The 16570-nt window shown below is 70.5% G+C and carries 17 protein-coding genes and 1 pseudogene; 6 read left to right on the top strand and 12 right to left on the bottom strand.

Annotated features, from left to right (window positions below; genetic code table 11):
• Positions 1–14 precede the first annotated feature (14 nt).
• The 4 genes from OG562_RS41370 to OG562_RS41355 form a co-directional block, all read right to left on the bottom strand.
• The gene (locus OG562_RS41370) at positions 15–866 is read right to left on the bottom strand and encodes a pirin family protein (RefSeq protein ID WP_266407287.1); all 852 of its coding nucleotides are present in this window, start codon (positions 864–866) and stop codon (positions 15–17) included.
• A complete protein-coding gene (locus tag OG562_RS41365) occupies positions 863–2377 on the bottom strand; it encodes an MFS transporter (RefSeq protein ID WP_266407285.1) in 1515 nt (504 codons plus the stop codon). Before OG562_RS41365 ends, OG562_RS41370 begins: the two co-directional genes overlap by 4 nt.
• Positions 2378–2495: 118 nt before the next feature.
• Positions 2496–3410: a VOC family protein gene (locus OG562_RS41360; RefSeq protein ID WP_266407283.1), complete on the bottom strand. Its 915-nt coding sequence runs from the start codon at positions 3408–3410 to the stop codon at positions 2496–2498.
• Positions 3411–3561: 151 nt separating this feature from the next.
• Positions 3562–4188, bottom strand: coding sequence for a GntR family transcriptional regulator (locus OG562_RS41355; RefSeq protein ID WP_266407282.1), 627 nt, complete (start codon positions 4186–4188; stop codon positions 3562–3564).
• 161 nt (positions 4189–4349) lie between these two features.
• Here OG562_RS41355 and OG562_RS41350 point away from each other — a divergent pair, with 161 nt between their 5' ends.
• Positions 4350–5258, top strand: a complete 909-nt coding sequence (locus tag OG562_RS41350) for a fumarylacetoacetate hydrolase family protein (protein WP_266407281.1) — start codon at positions 4350–4352, stop codon at positions 5256–5258.
• Between the two features lie 76 nt (positions 5259–5334).
• Here OG562_RS41350 and OG562_RS41345 read toward each other — a convergent pair whose 3' ends face one another.
• The 3 genes from OG562_RS41345 to OG562_RS41335 form a co-directional block, all read right to left on the bottom strand.
• The gene (locus OG562_RS41345) at positions 5335–6033 is read right to left on the bottom strand and encodes a TetR/AcrR family transcriptional regulator (RefSeq protein ID WP_266407279.1); all 699 of its coding nucleotides are present in this window, start codon (positions 6031–6033) and stop codon (positions 5335–5337) included.
• A gap of 99 nt (positions 6034–6132) precedes the next feature.
• On the bottom strand, positions 6133–6882 hold the full coding sequence (locus tag OG562_RS41340) for a GntR family transcriptional regulator (protein ID WP_266407277.1): 750 nt from the start codon (positions 6880–6882) through the stop codon (positions 6133–6135).
• 267 nt (positions 6883–7149) lie between these two features.
• Complete coding sequence (locus OG562_RS41335) at positions 7150–7509, bottom strand: nuclear transport factor 2 family protein (RefSeq protein WP_266407275.1); 360 nt, start codon at positions 7507–7509, stop codon at positions 7150–7152.
• Positions 7510–7703: 194 nt separating this feature from the next.
• Between OG562_RS41335 and OG562_RS41325 the strand changes: the two are divergent.
• Positions 7704–7901, top strand: a pseudogene (locus OG562_RS41325) (oxidoreductase); the annotation flags it as partial.
• A 155-nt stretch (positions 7902–8056) separates the two neighbouring features.
• On the opposite strand, the gene OG562_RS41320 reads toward OG562_RS41325, so the two are convergent.
• From OG562_RS41320 to OG562_RS41310, 3 genes are all read right to left on the bottom strand, one after another.
• Positions 8057–9202, bottom strand: a complete 1146-nt coding sequence (locus OG562_RS41320; protein ID WP_266409804.1) for an RNA polymerase sigma factor — start codon at positions 9200–9202, stop codon at positions 8057–8059.
• Positions 9203–9210: 8 nt separating this feature from the next.
• On the bottom strand, positions 9211–9618 hold the full coding sequence (locus OG562_RS41315; RefSeq protein ID WP_266407272.1) for a YciI family protein: 408 nt from the start codon (positions 9616–9618) through the stop codon (positions 9211–9213).
• 314 nt (positions 9619–9932) lie between these two features.
• Positions 9933–10424 carry a CGNR zinc finger domain-containing protein gene (locus OG562_RS41310; protein WP_266407270.1) on the bottom strand — a complete coding sequence of 164 codons (492 nt, stop codon included), beginning with the start codon at positions 10422–10424 and terminating at the stop codon, positions 9933–9935.
• A gap of 64 nt (positions 10425–10488) precedes the next feature.
• On the opposite strand from OG562_RS41310, the gene OG562_RS41305 reads away from it, so the two are divergent.
• Both OG562_RS41305 and OG562_RS41300 read left to right on the top strand, forming a co-directional pair.
• Positions 10489–11169: a hypothetical protein gene (locus OG562_RS41305; protein WP_266407268.1), complete on the top strand. Its 681-nt coding sequence runs from the start codon at positions 10489–10491 to the stop codon at positions 11167–11169.
• Between the two features lie 136 nt (positions 11170–11305).
• Positions 11306–12004 (top strand): TetR/AcrR family transcriptional regulator, encoded by a 699-nt coding sequence (locus OG562_RS41300; RefSeq protein ID WP_266407266.1) that lies wholly within the window; start codon positions 11306–11308, stop codon positions 12002–12004.
• A 70-nt stretch (positions 12005–12074) separates the two neighbouring features.
• Here OG562_RS41300 and OG562_RS41295 read toward each other — a convergent pair whose 3' ends face one another.
• The gene (locus tag OG562_RS41295) at positions 12075–12752 is read right to left on the bottom strand and encodes an SDR family oxidoreductase (protein WP_266407264.1); all 678 of its coding nucleotides are present in this window, start codon (positions 12750–12752) and stop codon (positions 12075–12077) included.
• A 139-nt stretch (positions 12753–12891) separates the two neighbouring features.
• Complete coding sequence (locus OG562_RS41290) at positions 12892–14316, bottom strand: aspartate ammonia-lyase (RefSeq protein WP_266407262.1); 1425 nt, start codon at positions 14314–14316, stop codon at positions 12892–12894.
• Positions 14317–14450: 134 nt separating this feature from the next.
• Between OG562_RS41290 and OG562_RS41285 the strand changes: the two genes are divergently transcribed.
• Together OG562_RS41285 and OG562_RS41280 are read left to right on the top strand one after the other, a co-directional pair.
• Positions 14451–15794 carry a dicarboxylate/amino acid:cation symporter gene (locus tag OG562_RS41285; RefSeq protein ID WP_266407260.1) on the top strand — a complete coding sequence of 448 codons (1344 nt, stop codon included), beginning with the start codon at positions 14451–14453 and terminating at the stop codon, positions 15792–15794.
• Positions 15791–16546 carry an aspartate/glutamate racemase family protein gene (locus tag OG562_RS41280; protein WP_266407258.1) on the top strand — a complete coding sequence of 252 codons (756 nt, stop codon included), beginning with the start codon at positions 15791–15793 and terminating at the stop codon, positions 16544–16546. The genes OG562_RS41285 and OG562_RS41280 overlap by 4 nt, the downstream gene beginning before the upstream one ends.
• The last annotated feature ends 24 nt before the right edge of the window (positions 16547–16570 follow it).

The following is a 16570-nucleotide window of genomic DNA, read 5'->3' as shown; positions in this document are numbered from 1 at the left end:
CGTCGTGCGTGTTGTCACGGGGCCGTCAGCAGGCCGTGCATCTCGCCGGACCGGTAGCGCTCGACGGCTTCCGTGACGCGGGTGCGGCTGGAGAGGCAGAACCCGCCGTACATGTACGCGGGGGTGCGCAGCGGTCGGCCCGCTCCGAACAGGAACTGTGCGCCCTGCTCGCCTGCCTCCACCTGCACGGCTCCGGTGCCGGGTTCGAACACGGCGAGGCCCGCCGGGCCCAGCTCGCCGCGGCTCGCGGGGGTGGCGATCCGGCCGTCGCCGTCGACGGTCATGACGAAGCCGCGGAACTCGGGGTCCACGGGAACCTCGACGCGGGCGCCGGGTCCCAGCATCAGGTCGTAGACGTGGGAGTCGGCCGCCTCGCGCACCGGCGAGCGCATGCCGAACGCCTCGCCCGCCACCACCCGGACCCGCACACCCTCGGCGAGTTCGTCCGCGGGCAGTTCCCGCGGGGTGAAGTGCATGCCGTACGGATCGTCCTGCTCGACGCTCTGGGGCAGTCGTACGAAGATCTGCGCGCCGTGTCCGAGCCGGCCGAGCTCCTCCACGACCTCGTCGTGCACGATGCCCGAGCCGGCGACGGTCCAGTGCACCCCGCCGGGTTCGATGAGGCTCCGGTCGCCGAGGCTGTCGCGGTTGTGGAAGCGGGTGGTGGAGTCGTCGAAGAGGTAGGTGACGGCGGAGAAGCCGGCGTGGGGGTGCGGGGAGAAGACCGGTCCGGTCATCCGGAAGAGGTCCGTGTTGAGGAACGGGTCGAGGTCGACCGTGAAGCGGGCGCCCCGGGCCGAGAACAGCGTTCCGCGCTCGTGGGTGTCGAGCTCCATGACGGTGGACAGCGCTCGGGGCTCGTTCACGGGGTGTGCTCCTGCTTCTTCGCGTTGATGGCGAACAGCGTGATCAGCAGGCCGCCCACGAAGAGGAAGCCCGCGACCGTGAAGGCCGTCGTATAGCCGTGGGTCAGGGCCTCGCCGGCCTTGGCGACCGTGGCGAGGTCCTTCATGGCGACGGCGCGGTAGAAGGCGCCGGCCGCCTCCGGGAGACGGTCGTTCGCCGCCGAGGTCGAGATCGTGGTGAGCACGGCGAGGCCCAGGGCGCCGCCGACCTGCTGCGCGGTGTTGAGGAGTGCGGAGGCGATGCCGGAGTCCTGGTCGCGCACTCCGCTGACCGCGCCGAGCGTCATCGGCACGAAGCTCATGCCGAGGCCGAGCGCGGTGACGAACATGGCGGGCATCAGGTGGGTGACGTAGGAGGCGCCCGGCTCCAGGGTGCTGAACCAGAACATGCCCGCCGCGCCGATGACCAGGCCGGGGCCGGCGATCTGCCGGGGCACGAGGCGGGCGACCAGCTTGGAGCTGACGCCCGCGGCGATCCCCATGCCGAAACTGAACGGCAGATAGGCGAACCCGGTCTTGACCGGGCTGTAGCCGAGGATCTGCTGCATGTACAGCGACAGGAAGTAGAAGGTGGCGAACATGCCCGCGCCCAGGAACAGCATGGTCGCGTACGACCCGGCACGGTTGCGGTCCTTGAACAGGCGCAGCGGCAGCATCGGGTGCGTGGTGCGCATCTGGAGGACGAGGAAGAGCGCCAGCAGGACGACGGCCACGCCGAAGAAGACCAGGGTCAGGGCGTCGGTCCAGCCGTCCTGGCCGCCGCGTGTGATGCCGTAGACGAGCGAGATGAGGCCGCCGGCGCCGGTGATCGCGCCCGGGACGTCGAGGCGTCCGGTGTTGCGCTCGCCCTCGGCGAGGACCTTCGTCCCGGCGAGTACGGCGATGCCGATGGGGATGTTGACGAAGAACACCCAGCGCCAGTCGAGGTAGTCGGTCAGGACGCCGCCGAGGAGGAGTCCGACCGTGGAGCCGAGGCCCGCCATGGCCGCGTACACGCCCATCGCCTTGTTCCGGGGCTTGCCCTCGGGAAAGCTGGTGGCGATCAGCGAGAGCGCGGTGGGGGCGGCGATCGCGGCGCCGACGCCCTGGAGGACGCGGGCGCCGATCAGCAGTTCCTCGTTCGGGGCCAGACCGCCCAGCAGGGAGGCGAGGGTGAACACCGTGATGCCGATACGGAACATGCGGCGGCGTCCGAAGAGGTCGCCGGCCCGGCCGCCGAGCAGCAGGAGTCCGCCGAAGGCGAGGGCGTAGGCGTTCACGATCCAGGCCAGGTTCGTCGCCGAGACGTCGAGGTCGGTCTGGATGCTCGGCAGCGCGATGTTGGTGATCGTTCCGTCCAGCACGACCATCAGCTGCGCGGCGGCGATGACGACGAGGGCGAGGCCGAGGTGGCGCCCGCCGGGGGCCTCCCCGGGTTCTCCCGGTGGGGCGGACTCCGGGTCCGCGGGCGTGGTCGTGCTGTCGGTGGGCATGGCAGGACTCCTGGTTCGGCGGTAGGCCGGAAGCGGCACCTCAAAAAAAATATACAAGCGTTGAGATTTATTCGGCACCGCCCCCGACCCGACCCGCCCGGTCAGGAATCGCGGGGGTTCAGGAGGACTTCTCCTCCTGGTTGACGATGAAGTCGGCCGGGATCTCCGGGCTCCAGACAGCCGGCGGGCAGTCCCAGTCGCCCGCCTTCCAGCTGTCCGTGATGCAGTCCATGTCGCTGGAGTACTCGATCCAGCTGCCCCACGGGTCCTGGATGTAGTGGAAGAAGTTGGAGCCGAGCGTGTGCCGACCGAGGCCCCAGCCGTGGCTGTGACCGGCCGCGGCCATGGCCTGCGCGCCCATCGCGATCTGGTCGATGTCGGCGACCTCCCAGCTGGAGTGGTGCAGGCCGGGGTGGGTGGCGGGCAGGAAGCCGAAGACGTGGTGGTCGCCGGGGCCGGAGTTCATGAAGACGGCCATGCCCCGGATGCGGTCCGAGAGGCGCAGGCCCAGGGTGCGGGCGTAGTAGGCCTCGGACGCGTCCAGGTCCGTACTGAAGATCAGCATGTGGCCGAGGCGCCGGGGACGGGGCTTCTCGTCTGCGGTGAGCCAGCGCGCCTGGTCGACACGGCGGACGCGGTCTCCGAAGTTGGGCTCGTGGGCGTCCGTGGTGCCGAAGTCCCGCCAGGCGCCAAGCTGTTCGTCGCGCAGGTTCAGCAGGTTGCCCTCATGGTCGCGGAACCACAGGCCGCCGGGGAGCTGGGCGGGCGCGTCGAGCAGCCGCACACCGAGGCCCTCCAGATGGCGCTGCCACTCGGGCAGTGAGTCCGGCTCCACGGCGAACGCCACATGATGCAGCCGCTTGACCGGCCCCTCCAGCAGGACCGCCTGGTCCTGTTCGCGGCCGTCGCAGCGGACCACGAGAGCGTTGTCCCGCTCGACCGTCCGCAGCCCGAAGGTGTCGTAGAAGCTCTGGCCCGTGTCCAGGGAGGGGACCTGAAGTCCGTAGTGCAGCAGGCCTTTGACACGCAGCATGGCAACCTCCTCACAGTTCCGTTGCGCCGCGCCCCGACGGCTCGCACCACTAAGTGTGTACACTTTTTTCGACAGGAGTCCAGCTCTCCCAGACGGCCGTTCCGAGATCCTCACCGCACACCATGGCGGTCGGAGCGGGCCGCACAGCTGATCACGAGACACCTCGCGCGCACGGCCCGCCGGGTGATCGACGACCTCGCCCCGGGCCGTGAGGCCCCCGACGTGGGCCAGGCCGCTCGCTGCGTTCGGCGTAGGAGGTGATCGTGCGCAGCACCGTGGGGGTGCAGCGGCACACGAGCACACGGTGGAAGGCCCGGTGCGCCTCGCGCCACGCCATGGCGTCGCCCGTCTCCTCGGCGCGGTCCACGTCGTGCAGGTGCGCCGAGCCCTCCTGCACATCCTGACGGGTCAGGCGCCCGGCGGTGACCCGCACGCCCATCGCCTCCAGGGAGATCCGGGCCGCGTAGAGGCAGTCCAGGTCGGCCACGTCCAGAACCGTGACCCGGCCCCGGTGGTTGATGTCCGCGTCGATCAGCCCCTCTTCCTGGAGCATCCGGAACGCCTCGCGCAGCGGGGTGCGGCTGACGTCGAAGACCCGGGCCAGCCCGGCCTGTTTCAGTTCCGTGCCGGGCGGCAGGTGACCGTCCAGGATCAGCCGTCTCAGGTGGTCGTGGATCTCGACGCTGGTGCGCCGGGGGTGGGAGATCACCGGCCGTGGCAGGCCCCCGAGCAGGCCGAGCAGATCACCTGTCGGCTCCGCCGCATCCGTCCGCGTCACCCGCACCGACCGCCTCTCCACTGCACAGGGCCACCGCGCGGGACCACCGCGTCCGGCTTCCCGGCCTGGCCACCACACCTACCGCAGCCTACCCTTTCCGACATAATGTGTATGCACTATGGTCCGGCTAGCCCACTGAGCCGCCCGCTGGAGGAAGAGCCATGCAGTCGCCTGACTGGTCGTTGGTGCAGTACTGCACCGGAGACTCCGAGAAGACCGTCGTCGGTGTCCTGATCGACGGGGAGGTGGTGGAGGGACCTCCCGAGACGGGCGGCCTGACGCTCCTGGAGGTGCTGGGCCGCTGGGACGCCCTGGCACCCGGGCTGCGCGACTGGACGCCGTCCGCATCCGCGACCCTCGCCGATGCCCGGCTCGCCCCTCCCCTGACCTACCCGGGGAAGGTGCTCTGCGCCGGCGCCAACTACTGGGACCACATAGCCGAGATGGGCATCGAGGCCCCGGGTGAACCGGGCGAACCGTTCTCCTTCCTCAAGCCGCCGACGACGACGGTGACAGGACCCGGCGATCCCGTGCCGCTGCCCGCCTATCCCGGCGCACGGGTGGACTGGGAGGCCGAACTCGCCGTCGTCATCGGCAGGCCGGGCCGTGGCCTCTCCCCCGACCAGGCGCTCGACCACGTGGCCGGCTATCTCGTGGCCAACGGCATCTCCGCCCGGGACCGTCTCAGGTCCGCGCTGCCCGTCGCCGAGCCGTTCACCTTCGACTGGCTGGGACACAAGGGGCAGGACGGGTTCTGCCCGCTCGGCCCCGGGCTCGTGCCCAGCTGGCAGGTGCCCGACCCGCAGAACCTGCGGATCCGGCTCAGCGTCAACGGAGTGGTGAAGCAGGACTCCTCCACCGCGCAGATGATGGCGCCGGTACGGGGAGTGGTCGCGGCCTCGAGCCGCCTCACCCGGCTCGAAGCCGGGGACGTCATCCCCACCGGCACACCGGCGGGATGCGGGATTCCCCGCGGTGAGTTCCTCGCCGCCGGAGACGAGGTCGTCGTGGAGATCGAGCGGATCGGCCGCCTGCACAACACGGTGGTGCCAACGGCGGTGACGTCATGAACGAACGGCGTACCGATGCGTACACGACGGTGGCGTCGAGGCGTTCCCGGAGGACCGGGAGGTGTGAGAGGCCAGGTCACTCCCCGGGCGAACGGCCCGGCGCCTCCGCCTTCTCGGGGTCGATGAGGCCGCGGAGCACCGGCACGACGAGGCGCAGGACGTCCTCGGTGTCCGCGGCGGCCAGGTCCGGCATGCGCAGCAGATAGCGCTGGCTGGCGATGCCCATCATCATCGCGCTGCACAGCGCGGCCCGCAGCCGGGCGTCGGGGCTGTCGACCATGGCGGCCACCGGATCGACGCCCTGGGCGGTGATGTGGCCGCGCAGGATCTCGGCGGCCTCTTCGCTGGTCATGCTGGCGCGCAGCAGTACGGCCATGGGGCTGTCCGGATCCGCGGCCCAGGCCCCGAGCATGCCTCGTACGAGATTCTCGACGGTCTGGGCGGGGTCGTCGGCGGTCAGCTCGGCGACGGGGATGTCCCAGCGGACCGCCTCGCGGAACAGCCCGTCCTTGCTGCCGAAGTACTGGATGACCGAGGACTTGTCGACGTCGGCCTCGGCCGCGATGGCCCGGATGGTGGCGCGCTCGTAGCCGACCTCGGCGAACTTGCGCCGAGCCGCCTCCAGAATGCGCTGCCGGGTGCGCTCGCCCTTGCGCGGGCAGTCGGCCTCGGTCCCGTGCTTCCTGGGCCGGCCTCGACCGGACGCCGTCGGCTGCGGCGCTTCTTCTGTGACAGTCGCTTCTTCTGTGACAGGCAGTTCTTCGCTGACAGGCACGTCTTCTGTGACATCGGCGGCGGCCACGCTCCGGCCCCTTTCCTCACTCGCTCGTTCCGATGCTACGGCGAGGAGGTACCGCTGTTACGAGGCGGAGTGTCAGGCCTGCCCGGCGCCGACGAGTCTGAGGGCCGTGCGCGTGGTGACGGGCTCGTACTCCGGGGCGACATCGGCCAGCACGCTCAGGGCGGTGCGCGCCAGGTGACCGGCGACCACTCTGGCGGCCTCGGCCGCGTCGTTCGCCTTCAGTGCCGCCAGCAGCGCCTCGTGCTCCTTGTGCGCCCGCGCCCGGGACCCCGGTACACCCAGCTGGGCAAGACGGATGTAGCGCTCGCTGTGCTCGGCGTGCGAGGAGAGCGTGCGCCGCAGCTGCGGCCCGACGGCCTGGGTGGCCACGCCGTGGAACTCGCGGTGCGCGGCATACCACTCGTCCGGCTTCTCCTCGTCCGCGAGGGCCTTCATCCGCTCCAGCAGCTCGCTCATGCGGTCGAGGTCCTCGCCGGTGAGCGTCTTCGCCGTCGTCGTCACGGCCAGAGCCTCCAGCATGATGCGGGCTCCGTACACCCCGTCCAGGTCCTGGGGGTCCACCGCGCGTACACGGGCCCGCTGGTCGGGCCGGGCATCGATGAGGCCCTCTTCCTGCAGGAGCCGGAACGCCTCGCGCATCGGAGTCCGGCTGACGCCCAGTTTTCGGGCCATCTCCGCCTGGAGCAGCGCCGAGCCCGGCGGCAGTTCGCCGCTGAGGATCATCCCCCGCAGTCGGCTGTGCACGTCGAGAGCCATCCGGCGTCCGCCCGGGGCCGCCTCGGGACCCGCGCCGGGTGCCGGAGTACCGTCGACCACGCTCACGGGCCCGCCTGGTTCCGGCTCTTCCGACGATTCGCTCGTATTCCTGCTCACGCCGGGAGTGTACCCAAGAGGTGTATCCAATATGGGTGCGCAGAAGCCCGGACCCGGCGATGACCCGCCGACAGGCCATCGCCCGAGCCCGGGCGGATCCGAGACTGTATCCACCTTCGGATACGTCGACAGTTCAACGGCTCAAGTATGCAAAGCAGCCGAGCGCGCACAGCACCGAAGCACGCGAAGCAACCAAGCGTCCAAGCGTCCAAGCGCTCAGGAGAAGAGCGGAGCGAGGTCGAAGTAGACGCGGAAGTCGTCGATGAGGCCGGTCTCGTCGACGTGCCACAGGGTGGCGGCCGGGATGGTGACCGTTTCTCCGTCCAGCCGGTAGTAGTCGACCAGTTCCTCGATGACGGCGTCCGCACCGGCGTACCACTCACGGACTACGGTGTGCCGCGGCCCCTTGACGGTGCCGAAGAAGCCACCGACTCCGGCCGCTATCTCCTCGGGGCCCACCATCGGCTCGTTGTTCCCGAAGCGCATACGGCCCTGCGGGGTGAACAGCCGACTGAAGCCGGCGGCATCGGTGGCGTCGACCAGGGCGAACACCTTGGCGGCGAACTCTGTGGGCATGGCAGGCTCCCTCAGGCCGAGATTCCGGTGGTGGCGCCGGCGACCCGGTCCCGTACGGCCTCAAGCGTCGTCCACACCGCGTCGAGGTAGTCGGCCTCCATGTGCGCGGCGAACTCCCTCCCCTCGGCGCCGCCCGCCTCCACTCCGTCGACGACGATGCGGAAGGAGAACGTGAGGGTCAGCTCACCGGCGTCGCCGAGTACGCGGCCTCCGAGGACTGGGGCGGCAACGGCGACCCCCTCACCGACACGCTCCCCCACCGGATCGTGCGCGCGGCCGGCGAGCTGGCCGGGCTGATGCGCGGGCGGGCGGGTTCCGCCGCCCGGACGACGGCGGATGACGTCGCCGTCGTACCGTTCGCGCAGCAACTGGAGGCGCTACGCCCCGCGTGAAGCCGCAGGCGCTACGCCCCGCGTGAAGCCGCAGGCCATGAGCTCCGCCGCGCCGGCCCGACTCCCGCTGCCGGGAATGGCCGCGGCGGGCGGACGATGCGCACAGACCGGCCGGCCGATGCGCGCCGACGCCGTACACAACCGGGCGCGACCCGTCAGTGACTGCGGCGGGCGTTGAGGCGGGCGGCCTGGCGGGTCAGGTGGTCGCGTTCGGCGAGGTCGGGCGCCTTGTGGGCCGCCTCGGCGTACAGCCGTGCCGCCGTCGTCAGGTCGCCGTCGCGTTCGTGGAGGTAGGCCGCCACCGCGGTGTGGCGGGGCAGCGAGTCGTCCAGCGCCGCGAGCGCGGCCAGCCCGGCGCGCGGTCCGTCGGCCTCGCCGACGGCCACCGCGCGGTTGAGCCGGACGACCGGGCTGTCGGTCAGGCGCGCGAGTTCGTCGTACCACTCGACGATCTGCACCCAGTCGGTCTCCTCGGTGGTGGGCGCGTCGGCGTGGAGCGCGGCGATGGCGGCCTGGGCCTGGAACTCGCCCAGCCGGTCGCGGGCGAGGGCCGCCTGCAGGATCCCGACGCCCTCGGCGATCAGCTTCGTGTCCCACCGGCCGCGGTCCTGCTCGGCGAGCGGCACCAGGCTGCCGTCGGGTGTGGTGCGGGCGGCGCGCCGGGCGTGGTGCAGCAGCATGAGGGCGAGCAGTCCGGCCACCTCGGGATGGTCGATCTGGGCCGCGAGCCGGCGGGTGAGGCGGATGGCCTCGGCGGCGAGGTCGACGTCGCCGGAGTAGCCCTCGTTGAAGACCAGGTAGAGGACGCGCAGCACGGTGGCGACGTCGCCGGGCTGGTCGAAGCGCACGCCGGAGACGGTGCGCTTGGCCCGGCTGATCCGCTGGGCCATGGTGGCCTCGGGCACGAGGTAGGCCTGGGCGATCTGGCGGGTGGTGAGCCCTCCGACGGCGCGCAGCGTGAGGGCGACCGCGGACGACGGCGTCAGCGACGGGTGGGCGCACAGGAAGTAGAGCTGGAGGGTGTCGTCCACGGCGGGCGCGGGTCCGGGGGCCGGCTCCTCGTCGAGGCGGTCCTCACGTCGGCGGCGGGCGGTGTCCGCCCGCGCCTGGTCGAGGAACCGGCGCCAGGCCACGGTGACCAGCCAGCCCTTCGCATCCCGCGGAGGGTCGGCCGGCCAGACGCGGACCGCCTCCACCAGCGCGTCCTGTACGGCGTCCTCGGCCGCCGCGAAGTCGGCTCCGCGGCGGACGAGGATCCCGAGCACGCTCGGCGTGAGGCTGCGGAGCAGGACCTCGTTCACTTCAGGACTCACTCCGTGATGGTGGGGGGTGCGGTCAGGAACGGGCGCAGCTCGAGCCACTCGTGGATCGGCTTCCCGCCCGCCCCGGGGGCTGCCGACAGTTCCCCGGCCAGTTCGACGGCGCGCTCGTAGCTGTCGACGTCGATCACCATCCAGCCGGCGATGAGGTCCTTGGTCTCGGCGAACGGGCCGTCGGTGACCGGCGGGCGGCCCTCTCCGTCGTACCGGACGAACGTCCCCTCGGGGGCGAGCGCCTGACCGTCGACGAACTCGCCGGTACCCTCCAGCCGGGCCGCGAAGTCGTTCATGTACTGGATGTGCGCGGAGATCTCCTCCTGCGTCCACTGGTCCATGGGCACGTCGTTGACCGCAGCCGGGGCACCTCGGTAGTGCTTGAGCAGCAGGTACTTGGCCATCGTGGTTCTCCTCAGTGCTGGTGCGGCCTATTTTGGTCGCGTTCACCGCTGGGACGGAGCCGGACACGGGTTCTCGACATCGCCGTCCGAATCTTTTCTGGTTCCCGTGGACGAGCCCGGGCGAGCCGTCACTTGCGGTGGAGTCCCGGCCGAGGCCTGCCAGGATTCCGGGGACGCTCGGTTCAGCGGGCCGAACCAGGGCTCCCCCTCCAGGCACCGGAGCAGAGAGTCGACGGGACGGGCGGCCGCAGCCGACGTCGGGGCGGCATCACCGAACCGATCGACGGCCGGCGACGACTCCACAACAGACTCTGCTAGGAGTCTTTCGCCGCCCGGGCCCGATAAGCCGCGACCGTCGTCCGGCTCGCACACGCGTTGGAGCAGAACCGGCGCGTCCGGTTCCGTGACTGGTCCACGAAGTAGTTTCCGCACCCGGCCGCGGCGCACCGCCCCAGCGTCACCGCCGGATCCCCGGCCGCGACCAGGGCGAGCTTGGCGGCGATCTGCTGGCCGACCCAGCGCTTGGCCGGGGTGCCGTTGCGGCTGAAGTGAATGTGCCAGCCGCCGAGGCCGTCGTGGTCGGACAGGTGCATTTCCGGCGGATAGTCGCGCAGCAGGCGGTGCACGGCCTCGGGGGCGGCGCCGTCGACCGACTGCGCCAGGGCCGTGCGCACGAGGTCCGGCAGCTCGCCGTAGTCGCCGCCCGGCGGCGGAGTGACCTCGTGCTCTGCGAAGAACGCGGCGACCAGTTCGCCGTGCTGGTCGAGGGTCCCGGTATTGGCCAGCTCGACGGCCAACCGCGTCACGTTTCCAATGTAGTCACCGTATTGCACTTGACCACCTACATCGCCGCTTCTTATTGTAGGTGCCATGTTACCTGATGACACCTACATAGCCCGCCGTCTGCAGCTGCTCGGGGAGTGGGACGCCGCGCTCGCCGCCTTGGGCCCGGACGCCGAGCCCGAGCTGCGCGCGGAGATCGCCGTCGACCGCTGGTTCTTCCGGATCGAGGGCCATGAGGAGGCCGAGAAGGCGGTCGCGGCGCTCGATCCCGCATCGCCGACCGCGCACCTGCTCACGGCGCGACTGGCCTACAGCCGCCTGCTGTTCCAGCGCGACCCCCGCGCCGACGACCGCGCCGTGGCCGAGGCCGGCTACCGCGCGGCGGTGGAGAGCGGCGACGAGAAGCTGCGCGGTTGGGCCGAGTACCACTGGGCCGTCCTGCTGGACAACATCGACGAGGACCCGGCGGGCGCCCTCCCGCGCTACGAGACAGCTCTCGAGATCGCGACGAAGTCCGGCGACGGCTACTTCGAGTCCTACATCATCCGGCACCTCGCACCGCACAAGGAGCCCGCCGAGCGGATCGCGATGCTGCGCCGCTCACTCCACCTGCGCGCCGCGCTCGGCGCCCGGCCCCAGACGCTCGCCGCGCAGGCCCTCCTCGCCGACAGCCTCCCCGAAAACGACCCCGAGCGCGCCGAGCTCATGCAGACGTTCCGCCCCGGCGCGAAAGAACTGCACATCGGATGGCTCCTGCCCGAGGACTGATCCGCCGAGCGCCCCGGCCCCGAGGAGAGTGCGGCGGGGTGGCCGCCGCCCCGCCGCACTCCGACGGCGAGTGCGCTTGCCGAATCAGCATGGCACTGGAATCGGATAGCCCTATCCGATTGCTAGACTGGTCGGCATGAAGCCTGGCACCCCGCACCCCGACAACCGCGCCGCCCCACCGCTGCGCAGCGACGCCGAGCGCAACCGGGCGCGGATCATCGCCGCCGGGCGCACGGTGTTGGGGCGCGACGGCCTGAACGCCTCCATGGCCTCCGTGGCCCGCGAGGCCGGAGTGGGGATCGCCACCATCCTCCGCCACTTCCCCGCGAAGGAGGAGCTGGTCGCCGCCGTCTTCTCCGACCGTATGAGCGCCTACGCCGACGCGGTCGCCGTCGCCCTCGACGACCCCGACCCCTGGCACGGTTTCACCGGCTACATCGAGGCCGCCTGCGCGATGCAGGCCGCCGACTACGGCTTCGCCGACGTGCTGACCATGACCTTCCCCACCGCCAAGGCCATGGAGGAGCGCCGCAATGAGGCGTACGAGGGCATGGTGCGGCTCATCGACCGAGCCAAGGCCACCGGCCGGCTGCGCGAGGACTTCGACCCCTCGGACCTCGTACTGATCCACATGGCCAACGCCGGCGTCGTCAACGCCTGCGGCGATGCCGCTCCCGACGCCTGGCGACGCGTCGTCGCCCTGACGATCCAGTCCCTGGAGGCCCCCGCGCGCGGCCCGCTGCCCGCCTCGCCCGAGCACGCCGCTCTCTACCAGGCCATGCTCCGCAACAGCCCGGCAGGCCCCACCGCCCCGCCGACAGGCACGAGCACCTGACCTCGGGGGGCGACGGCCATCGGAGCGATGCAAGGTTCGAGGAGGGGCGGATCACGAAGTCGGTCCGATGTCAGAGGCTGAACACGAGCTCGGCCTGGTCCCGCTTCGTGGTGTGCAGTTCCCAGTAGACGGGGGAGATCTGCTCGGGCCGGGCCGTCGGGAATCCGGGGACGACCGACATGCCGATCGACACGTCGATGCCGACGTGGGCGGCCTGGATGCCGGTGCCGTCCAGTTCCTTGTGCAGGTTGATCGCCCAGTTGCGCAGGGCCGCGGCGGCGGCGTTGACGTTGCCGACCTGCGGCACGGGGTCGATGGAGCCGGCGCCGGTGGTGTAGAGCAGGGTGCCCGCGCCGGCCTCGCGCATCGCGGGCAGCACCGCCTTCGTGGCGGCGATGGCCCCGTACAGCTGGAACTCCATCTCCTGCTGCACATGCGAGGGGTCGGTGTCGGCCGGAGTGGTCAGAACGGTGGAGCCGAACGTTCCCACCGGGGAGTACTCCAGCACGTCGATGCCACCGAACCGGGTGGCGGCGTCCTTGAGCGCCTGGGTGAGCGCGTCGCGGTCGAGCACGTCCGCCGGGAACGCGGCGGCGGTGACGCCCTCGGCGGTGAGCTTGCCGACGAGCCCGTCGAGCTTGTCGCGGTTGCGGGAGATCAGGGCGATGTCGAGGCCGTGGGAGCCGAAGGCGCGGGCGATGGCCAGGCCCAGCTGGGGGCCGGCTCCGACTATGGCGATGCTGGTCACAGCAAGTCCTTTCGTGGAAGACAGGGCAGAGGAAGCCGAAGAGTATGGATAGCCCTATCCGTTTTCATGATTCGGATAGGGCTATCCGGTTCCCGGCCACCGTACCACGAAACTGGATAGGGCAATCCGATTGCTTGCTTCACCGAGCGGCTGCTGTCGACGGCTGGGCGGAGTGCCCGGTGAGGTTCTCGGGCCGCAGGATCGCTTCCAGTTGATCGGTGGTGAGCAGGCCGGCTTCGGCGGCGAGATCCCTGACGGCTCGGCCGGTGTCCAGGGCCTGACGGGCGAGGGCGGTACCGGCGGCGTAGCCGATGTACGGGGCGAGCGCGGTCACCAGTCCGATGGAGCGGTGGACCGTGTCGTGGAGGTGTTCGCGGTTGGCGGTGATGCCGGGGACGCAGCGGGTGGCCAGGGTGTCGCAGGCGGCGCGCAGGTGGGTCAGGGAGCGCAGCAAGCTGTATGCGATGACCGGTTCGAAGGCGTTGAGCTGGAGCTGTCCGGCTTCGGCGGCCATGGTGACGGTCAGGTCGTTGCCGATGACCTCGAAGGCGACCTGGTTGACGACTTCGGGGATCACCGGGTTGACCTTGCCGGGCATGATCGACGAACCCGCCTGCACCGGCGGCAGATTGATCTCGCCGAGTCCTGCGGTGGGGCCGGACGAGGCCAGGCGCAGATCGTTGCAGGTCTTGGAGAGTTTCACGGCGACGCGCTTGAGGACGCCCGAGAGCTGGACGAAGGCGCCGCAGTCCTGGGTGGCCTCGATGAGGTCGCCCGCCGACCGGACGGGTTCGCCGCTGATCTCCGCGAGGTACGCGCAGGCGAGTTCGGCGTAGCGGGGGTGGCCGTTGATGCCGGTGCCGATGGCCGTGCCGCCGAGGTTGGACTCCAGCAGCAGGGCGGCGGCCTCGGTGAGGCGCTGGCGGTCCTCCCCGATCATGACGGCATAGGTGGTGAACTCCTGACCCAGCGTCATGGGGACGGCGTCCTGGAGTTGGGTGCGGCCCATCTTCAGCACATCGCTGAACTCCGCCGCCTTCGCGGTGAAGGCCGCGGCCAGAGCCTGCAGCGAATCGCCGAGCCGGCGCAGTGAGGCGACCAGGGCCAGGCGGACGGCGGTGGGGTAGACGTCGTTGGTGCTCTGGCCGAGGTTGACGTGGTCGAGGGAGTGGATCACCTCGTAGCAGCCGCGGGGGTGGCCGAGGATTTCCAGGGCTCGGTTGGCGATGACCTCGTTGGCGTTCATGTTGGTGGAGGTGCCCGCCCCGCCCTGGACGGGGTCGACGACGAACTGCTCGTGCAGTTGTCCGGCGCCTATCTCCTCGCAGGCGCTGATGATCGCTTCGGCGATGTCCGCCGGCAGCAGGCCGAGGTCGCGGTTGGCCCGCGCGGCCGCCTGCTTGACCGCGGCCAGTGCGGCGATCAGGTCGGGGAACCGGGCGATGGTCGATCCGGTGATCGCGAAGTTCTCCACGGCCCGCACGGTGTGCACCCCGTAGTAGGCGTCGGCGGGGACCTCCTTGTCGCCCACCAGGTCGTGCTCCGTTCGCGTGGTCTGCGCCATCTGATGCTCCTCGTCACTGCCGCCGGACGTCATCCGGGATGCCGATACGGGGCCCTTGACAGGCCACCGCCTCCGGCCTCAGTGTTACCGACCAACATGCAGAACGCAATATATTGCATATGTCAGGAGGTCTCATGAACACCACTCGTCCCCGTCCCACCAGCACAGACACTCCACCGGCCCGGCCCTCGGGGTTCTGGCTGCGATGTCTGCGGATGCCGATCGGAATCCAGTCGATCATCGCCGTCGGTCTCGGAGCCCTCATCGGATCCCTCGCCCCGTCAGCGGGCGAGCAGATGAAGATCCTCGGGGAGGTGTTCCTGAACCTGGTGCAGGTCGTCGTCCTGCCCCTGGTCTTCCCGCTCATCGTGCTGGGCATCGCCCGCATGGAGTCGGTCAAGAAGGTCGGCCGGATCGCCGGCAAGGCGATCCTCTACTTCGAGCTCGTCACCACCGTCGTCCTGCTCATCGCGGTGGGCCTGGCCAAGTTCACGGGCATCGGCAAGGGCGCCCCCGTCCACGGGGCCGACGCCAAGGAGCTGGACGGCCTGAGCCAGGGCATCGACTTCCACGAACTGCTCCTGCACGCCGTACCGAAGAACATCTTCGCCGCCTTCGGCGAGGGCAACCTGCTGGGCGCGATCGTCTTCGCCCTCCTCGTCGGGGTCGCCATGGCCGCCCTAGGGGAGAAGTCCGAGCCCTTCGCCTCGGTGCTCGAGTCCGTCGCCGCGGTCATGTTCAAGGTCGTCGGCTACGTCATCCGGATCGCCCCACTGGGCGTACTCGGCTTCATCTCCTACGACGTGGCGTACTACGGCTTCGGCAACCTGCGCAGTCTGCTGGGCTTCATCTCCGTGGTGTACGCGGGCCTGGCCATCGTCATCGGCGTGCTCTTCCCGCTCATCGCCGCGATCTACCGAATCCGCTACGTCGAACTGCTGAAGTCGATTGCCGGGCTGGCCTGGATCGCGTTCGTCACCCGCAGCTCCGAGTCGGTGCTGGCCCCGCTGATGGGCAGGCTCGAAGCGTTCGGCCTCAGCCGCTCGACGACCTCCTTCGTCGTCCCCCTCGGCTACTCCTTCAACACCGACGGCTCCGTTCTCTACCAGGCGACCGCGCTGGTCTTCCTCGCCAACGCCTACGGCGCGGACACCTCACTGCCCGCCCTGCTGCTCATGGTCGGCGTGCTGGTGATCCTCTCCAAGGGCATGGCCGGCGTCGCCTCCGCCTCCATCGTCGTCCTCATCGCCGCCGGCAACTCCATCGGCCTGCCCGCCGAAGGCATCGCGCTGCTTCTCGGTGTGGACTTCATCGTCGACATGGCCCGCACCGGCGTGAACGTCATCGGCAACTCGCTGGCCGCCGCCGTCGTCGACAGCTCCGAGAACCGGCGCGAAGCCAAACGCGGCACCCCCGAAAGCCCCCACACCCCGGCCGGGCACCAGGCCCCGGTCCTGCAGAAGGACACCGCACAGTGAACAGCCCCACCGCCGCCACCGCCGCCACCGCCGCCACCGAGATCATCGGAATCCTCGGCGGCATGGGCCCGGCAGCCACCGCCGACTTCTACGCCAAGCTGGTGTCGATGACCCCGGGCAGCAGCGACCAGGACCACCTGAGAACGGTCATCTGGTCCGACCCCACCATTCCCGACCGCACCGAGGCGCTGCTGGGCGACGGACCCGACCCCACCCCTTGGCTTCTGGACGGCAGTCGCGTTCTGCGCGAGGCCGGCGCCACGGTCATCGCCATCCCGTGCAACACCGCACACGCCTTCGTCCCACGCATCGCCGACCATGTCGACCTGCCCATCGTCCACATGATCGGCGAGGTCGTCCGGCACCTCACCAGCCTCAGTCCCCGCATCCACACCGTCGGACTGCTCGCCAGCACCGGCACCGTCCGCGCGGGCCTCTATCAGGAGTGGCTGGACCGCTTCGGGATCCGTCTTGTCCTACCCGATGGCGCCAGCCAGGACCGCGAGGTCATGGCCGCCGTCCGGGCGGTGAAAGCCGGCGTCCGCGACGATACGACGACCGCGTTGCTGACTCGCGCCGCACAGCGCCTGACCGAGCAGGGGGCGCAGGCAGTGATCGCCGGCTGCACCGAGATCCCCCTCGGGCTCACCGTCGACGCCGTGGACGTCCCCCTCATCGACCCGGCGCTCGTCCTGGCCCAGGTCCTGGTCCGCCGGGCCCGAGCTGAAGGCGGAGCCGAGCCGGGCGAGTGACGGACCGATGTACTGTACGCAATA

It is taken from the genome of Streptomyces sp. NBC_01275 (genome assembly GCF_026340655.1).
In the GTDB taxonomy this organism is placed as follows: domain Bacteria; phylum Actinomycetota; class Actinomycetes; order Streptomycetales; family Streptomycetaceae; genus Streptomyces.
Note: the sequence above shows the minus strand (reverse complement) of the source record. Positions and strands in the feature narration are given on the sequence as shown.

Excerpts from the sequence above, each read along its gene's own strand:
- OG562_RS41365 (WP_266407285.1), bottom strand. The coding sequence starts at position 2,377 with ATGCCCACCGACAGCACGACCACGCCCGCGGACCCGGAGTCCGCCCCA.
- OG562_RS41360 (WP_266407283.1), bottom strand. The coding sequence starts at position 3,410 with ATGCTGCGTGTCAAAGGCCTGCTGCACTACGGACTTCAGGTCCCCTCC.
- OG562_RS41350 (WP_266407281.1), top strand. The coding sequence starts at position 4,350 with ATGCAGTCGCCTGACTGGTCGTTGGTGCAGTACTGCACCGGAGACTCC.
- OG562_RS41335 (WP_266407275.1), bottom strand. The coding sequence starts at position 7,509 with ATGCCCACAGAGTTCGCCGCCAAGGTGTTCGCCCTGGTCGACGCCACC.
- OG562_RS41315 (WP_266407272.1), bottom strand. The coding sequence starts at position 9,618 with ATGGCCAAGTACCTGCTGCTCAAGCACTACCGAGGTGCCCCGGCTGCG.
- OG562_RS41305 (WP_266407268.1), top strand. The coding sequence starts at position 10,489 with ATGTTACCTGATGACACCTACATAGCCCGCCGTCTGCAGCTGCTCGGG.
- OG562_RS41300 (WP_266407266.1), top strand. The coding sequence starts at position 11,306 with ATGAAGCCTGGCACCCCGCACCCCGACAACCGCGCCGCCCCACCGCTG.
- OG562_RS41290 (WP_266407262.1), bottom strand. The coding sequence starts at position 14,316 with ATGGCGCAGACCACGCGAACGGAGCACGACCTGGTGGGCGACAAGGAG.
- OG562_RS41285 (WP_266407260.1), top strand. The coding sequence starts at position 14,451 with ATGAACACCACTCGTCCCCGTCCCACCAGCACAGACACTCCACCGGCC.